Origin of the sequence: Mucilaginibacter sp. (assembly GCF_028288105.1) — a bacterium.
In the GTDB taxonomy this organism is placed as follows: domain Bacteria; phylum Bacteroidota; class Bacteroidia; order Sphingobacteriales; family Sphingobacteriaceae; genus Mucilaginibacter.
The window spans coordinates 1-5,067 of record NZ_JAQBOI010000204.1; the positions used below are offsets into that span (position 1 = coordinate 1).

The following is a 5,067-nucleotide window of genomic DNA, read 5'->3' on the forward strand; positions in this document are numbered from 1 at the left end:
ACTATAAACCATTTGTAATTAAGGCAGATGTTAATAATATAATTGTCACATTGTCATACCCCTACTTGTGGCAAGCTATTTGAATAGTATATATTTGTATAACATTATTAAAAAATAAAATCATGGCTTTAGAAATAACTGATGCAAACTTTGATGAACTTGTATTAAAATCAGATAAACCAGTACTTATAGATTTTTGGGCAGAGTGGTGTGGTCCTTGTCGTATGGTAGGCCCTGTTGTTGAAGAACTTGCTAAAGAATACGATGGCAAAGCTGTTGTAGGGAAAGTAAACGTAGATAACAACCCCGGCATCTCAATGAAATATGGCATCCGTAACATCCCTGCTTTATTATACTTTAAAGGTGGCGAGATTGTTGACAAACAAATTGGCGCTGTACCAAAATCAGTACTTGCAGAGAAACTTGCTAAGCAATTAGCATAACATCATATATAAATAAAAAAGGCCTCCGGTAATGTTACCGGAGGCCTTTTTTGCGAACTAAACCGCCCTATATCGTCCTTTTTTCGCCCTTAAAAGGGTTACATTCGGCTTACGCTGCCGCTTCCTGCTTTTGAGCTGGAAATATTTTTGGCAGCACCGGTGTAATGCACATCGCCGGAACCTACAACCGAGGCGTCAATTTTTTCGGCCGCGTTTACCTTTGCATCGCCAGAGCCTGCAACTTTAACCTGGGTATTTGTGGTAGCCAAATTTTGGCCGGTAAAATCACCGGAGCCTACTACGCTAACACTTGAGTTTTCTGCACGGCCTGATAAGGTAATATCGCCAGAGCCACCTATGCTGCTTTCTAAAGTTTTAACATCAACCTTACCGCTGATATCACCTGAGCCTGTTAATTTTATTTTTAAGGATGGGGCTTTTAAACCATCTTTAAAATAAACATCGCCAGAACCAGCAAGACTAACTGCATTCACATTTTTGATAGCTACGTAAACAATCATTTTTTTCTTTCCGGTCCAGTTCCAATTGGTGCCATCTTTAGTATAGATCTTTAAAACACCACCCTGTACTTCGGTAACAATACGGTCAATAATATCTGAAGGTGCATCTACCTTTACAGATTCGGTTGAACCCTGGGTAATATATACATCGTACGAACCGGCAACGCTAACCGCGTTAAAACCCGTAAGGTGTCGATCTTGTGTATCAGCTTTAGCTAAGGCTGTGGTGGCCACCAATAAAGCAGCCATTAAAAGTGTTTTTAGTGTTCTCATGGGGTTATTTTTAGTGTTTGTTTAGCTATTAGACGCACGTTGTAACGGGTTAGTTGCATATTTTTTGAAATAAATTAACTCACGCGTCATTGCGAGGTACGAAGCAATCTCTTTAGGACAATTATACACCTTGCGTAAGGGAGTAGCTTAAAGAGATTGCTTCGTACCTCGCAATGACGGATTGTTAACAGGAAAGGCCTTCCAATTGGAAGGCCTTTCTTATAAGCATAGTGAAAATCTACTCAATCTATCAACACACCTATATAATAGTTAAAGGTATCTACCTCGATATTATCTTTAGTGGCGCCATTGATGTTAAGCGGTGTAAAACGTGTTTTTGGGGTAATAAACTGGTATTCGCCACCTTTGAGGCGTACTTTTACCGGCATATTAAACGCATGTTCATCCGCGATCCATTTAACCATTAGTTTCCCACCTATGGTCATAAATTCAAGCGTAGGGATGTTGGCATGCCTTAAATACTGATCGAAAACCGGGGTTAGGTTTTTGCCGCTTTGCTGGTTGATGTAACCTACAACCTGCTCGTAGGTAACGGTTTGATGATAGAAGGTTTTGTTCAGTCCGCGAAGGATGCCGCGCCACTTCTCATCGTCGTTTATAATGGTTCGGATCATGTTCAGCAGGTTACCACCCTTTGGATACATATCGCCTGATCCTTCTTTATTTACATTATATGGGCCAATGATAGGGCCGTCATTTTGGATACCCAAGCGGGTGCCATGCACATATTCCTGCCCGGCTTGTTTGCCCCAATTATCCTCAATAAATAACGATTCGCTGTAGTTAGTAAAACTTTCGTGGATCCACATATCAGCCAGATCTTTTGAGGTAATGTTGTTGGCAAACCATTCGTGGCCGCTTTCGTGTACCACAATAAAGTCCCATTTTAAGCCCCAGCCGGTACCAGACAGGTCGCGACCTAAATAGCCATTTTGGTAATGGTTACCGTAAGCTGTACCACTTTGATGCTCCATGCCTAAATGATGGGTTTCTACCAACTTATAGCCATCTTCGTAAAAGGGGTAAGGGCCAAACCAGTGTTCAAAAGCTTTTAGCATGGGTTTGGTGTTTGCACCCCAATGTTTTTTGGCTTTTTCCAGGTTATAGCTTAGTGGCCAAAAGTCGAGCGTTAGCTTGCCTTTTTCGCTCACGTAAGTGTCGCTGTAATGCACATAATCGCCAATGTTGGCTTCAATGTTATAATTGTTGATGGGGTTGGCCACAAACCAATCGAACCTTGTATATCCGTCTTTTAGTTTGGTAACCTTACGCAGGCGGCCATTACTTACATCTTTTAAGCCATTAGGTACGCTAATGCTGATCAAAGCGCTATCTACCTCATCGGCCTGGTGGTCTTTTGTTGGCCACCATACACTGGCACCCATGCCCTGGCAGGCGGTTGATACCCATTTATGCCCAAGCGAATCTACATTATACTCTATGCCACCATCCCAGGGTGCACGTTTGGCAATTGTTGGGTTGCCCGAGTAAAATACGGTAAACTCATCCTTGCTGCCATTTTTAATGGTTTCCGGGAAGGTTACAAACACCGCGTTAAACTCGCGGCTGTAAGGCACTTCTTTACCTTTATAAACCACCTTCTCAACTTTCATGTTCGAAAACAGGTCGAACTGCAGTTTGGTGAAATCCTGCGTAGCGGTGTATTTAAAAAGCACGTTGCCACTAATGAATTTGTTATCGATATCAAACTTCACATCCAGGTGATAGTAGTTGATATCATAACAGGTACGCAAAGGGGTAAGCATCCCCCGTAAGGTATCGGCACGGGTAAAGGTTTCTTTATTGGTGCCAAGCTGGGCGTGGGCATTAAAAGTAAAAAGCGTAGTGAGTAAAACTCCTGACGCTATGTTTAAAATGTGTTTGATTTTCATGTTATGGTTCAAAAAGGCCTGTATAATTGTAGGATTTTTGGATTGAGTTTTTATCAAGATCTAAATAGACAAATTCTTCCCTTTTCCTGTTTAAAATTACTACTTGATTTTTCTTATTAATAGCAAGGTTCCCGCTTGCGGCTATCCATTTGTAATTATTACTTAATACCCTGACGCCCGAGTCATTAAAATAGTTGTATAGATTGCCAATTTTATATACAAATATATCCTCGCCTATGACAGTTGGCTTTAACCTATTTTTAAATAATAGTTTATTAGACTTATAATAATACCAATATAGCCCTTTTTGCAAAGCTATGTATGCAGATGACGATGCATCGGGTAACATGGTTGGCGATACAAAATCCTTGTTGTTTATTGGGACAACCACTTCGCCTTTGTAATTGATCATCCCATATTTGCCTGATAACTCTACAATAATGGAATTTGTGTTAAACGAGAATATGGTATCGTAGATAGGCGATGATGTTGTCATATTATACCTTAATCCATAATAGAATTTATTATTCCTTGCGGTTGTATAATAAATAGGCGGCGCTATCGGATCTTCCCAAACAAAAGTTTCAGTAGAATCAAACCTGGCTTTATTGTAATTAAACCGCTTAATATGGTTGTCATCTTTTATCACCTTTCCGAAGAATCCATTCGGAGAATTAAAAGTTGGCATAACGGCATAGTGTATTTGTTTGTCCACCATTCCATATTTTCCATCTTTTTTAATTAAAGCGCATTTGCCTTTAAATGGGTACGCTTCTTCAAAAGATTCATCAGATACAAGTTTTTTCGTAACAGTATTAATGAAATAATACTTACCCGCCCTTTGAATAGGAACTATGCTATCATACTTAGAAAGTTCGTATGAAAAATGCTTCAAAAGATGGAAGTTGACAGATCTTAATTCCGCCTGGCAAAAAGCAAGGTTTGAAAATAAAACAAGCAATAGCGTATTAATATATCGGTTGTTTTTGACCATTAGTAATTCGACTATTGCTTGTTTATACGATAAAACTAATCTCTACTTCAACACCTCAACATCAATAAAGCTGTCGTTAAATACGGTGTGGGTTGCTTTCTGGTAATCGCTTTCGTTGGCTTTGTATGGGTTCTCTACAAATTTTTGCGGGTTACGCGCATACAGCGGGAACGATGTGCTTTGTACCTGTATCATAATACGGTGGCCTTTTTTAAAGGTGTGCAGCACATCATTCAGGTGAAAGTTAACATCTGTTTTTTGGTTGGCGACCATTGGTACAGCTTTATCAAACCCATCGCGGAAACGTGCCGGCATGATCTGCGAACGAACCATTTGCTGGTAGTTGCTCAGGATGATGTTTTTGTTTGGCATATAATCGTTGTTTTTCTCGTCCGGTGGATAAACATCTATCAGTTTCACTATCCAATCGGCATCGGTGCCGGTGGTAGCAACCTTAAGTTTGGCCATTATCTCGCCACCCAGGGTAACATCATCAGTTAAAACATCTGTCTGGAAAACCAAAACATCAGTACGGCGACCGGCAAAGCGCTGATCTTCACTCATATAGTTATGCGGCGTAAAGCCCATAGTTGTAGTATTGTCTTCGGTATAAGGCACCGGTTTCATTGGGTCGCTTACAAAGCTTGTACCCGCCGCCGTTGCCGGTTGTGCAGCAGCCAATTTACCATCGTTACTTAGGTAAAATTTTTGATGCGTAGCGCTTGCAGCAGGCCATTTATCAAATGTTTCCCATTCCTTTTTACCGGTGTTGTACATATAAGCCTCAGGCAAGCCGGAGTTTTTATCGCCATTACCTTTAAGGAAGTGGTTAAAGAATTTTTGCTCGATGCTTTTTTGATAGAAGGTAGCAATGCTATCGCCAAAGTAGATATTGCTGTGCATGGTGTGCCCTGTTTCGCGCG

General features: G+C 40.7%; 5 protein-coding genes. 1 reads left to right on the forward strand and 4 read right to left on the reverse strand.

Annotated elements, in window-relative coordinates:
* The first annotated feature begins 122 nt into the window (after positions 1-122).
* A complete protein-coding gene (trxA, locus tag JWQ85_RS13880) occupies positions 123-443 on the forward strand; it encodes a thioredoxin (protein ID WP_299468932.1) in 321 nt (106 codons plus the stop codon).
* 98 nt (positions 444-541) lie between these two features.
* On the opposite strand, the gene JWQ85_RS13885 is transcribed toward trxA, so the two are convergent.
* The 4 genes from JWQ85_RS13885 to JWQ85_RS13900 form a co-directional block, all read right to left on the reverse strand.
* Positions 542-1,237, reverse strand: coding sequence for a head GIN domain-containing protein (locus tag JWQ85_RS13885; protein WP_299468934.1), 696 nt, complete (start codon positions 1,235-1,237; stop codon positions 542-544).
* 242 nt (positions 1,238-1,479) lie between these two features.
* Positions 1,480-3,150 carry a M1 family metallopeptidase gene (locus JWQ85_RS13890; protein WP_299468936.1) on the reverse strand — a complete coding sequence of 557 codons (1,671 nt, stop codon included), beginning with the start codon at positions 3,148-3,150 and terminating at the stop codon, positions 1,480-1,482.
* A gap of 1 nt (position 3,151) precedes the next feature.
* Positions 3,152-4,045 (reverse strand): WG repeat-containing protein, encoded by an 894-nt coding sequence (locus JWQ85_RS13895; protein ID WP_299468938.1) that lies wholly within the window; start codon positions 4,043-4,045, stop codon positions 3,152-3,154.
* 141 nt (positions 4,046-4,186) lie between these two features.
* Positions 4,187-5,067: CocE/NonD family hydrolase (locus JWQ85_RS13900; protein WP_299468940.1), on the reverse strand; the 881-nt coding region annotated here is incomplete at its 5' end.